At 54.6% G+C, this 485-nt stretch carries 1 pseudogene; it reads right to left on the bottom strand.

Going from position 1 to position 485, the window contains the following annotated elements:
* A pseudogene (locus tag ACLHZ1_RS20605) lies at nucleotides 1–358 on the bottom strand (IS256 family transposase); the annotation flags it as partial.
* Nucleotides 359–485: the final 127 nt, after the last annotated feature.

Raw genomic sequence — 485 nt, 5'->3', positions numbered from 1 at the left:
CCGTCACCGCCTTGTAGTCCTTCCAGGAGACGTAGCGCAACGAGTTGCGGACCATGTGGACGATACACAGTTGCACCTTGGTCTGGGGATACTCCACGGCAATGGCATCAGGGAAGCCCTTGAGACCATCCACACACGCGATCAGGATGTCTTCCAGGCCGCGGTTCTTCAGCTCGGTCAGGACCGACAGCCAGAACTTTGCCCCTTCGGTCTCGGCCAGCCACAGGCCCAACAGCTCCTTGTGCCCTTCCATATTGATGCCCAGTGCCAGATAGAGCGACTTGTTGATCACCCGCTGGTTCGCGCGGATCTTCAGCACAATGCAGTCCAGATAGACGATGGGATAGAGCGGATCCAGCGTAAGCGCCCTTGAATCGGCATCTTTTTTTCCCAAAATCAGCTCGTCACACTTGAAATCCATTACCTCTTCGCTGGATTTTCACTATGACCACTCAAGAACGTGCTGATTTTTGGCAGCAGCAGAT

The organism is Aeromonas sobria, assembly GCF_050266975.1.
Taxonomy (GTDB): Bacteria; Pseudomonadota; Gammaproteobacteria; order Enterobacterales; family Aeromonadaceae; genus Aeromonas; species Aeromonas sobria_B.
Note: the sequence above shows the minus strand (reverse complement) of the source record. Positions and strands in the feature narration are given on the sequence as shown.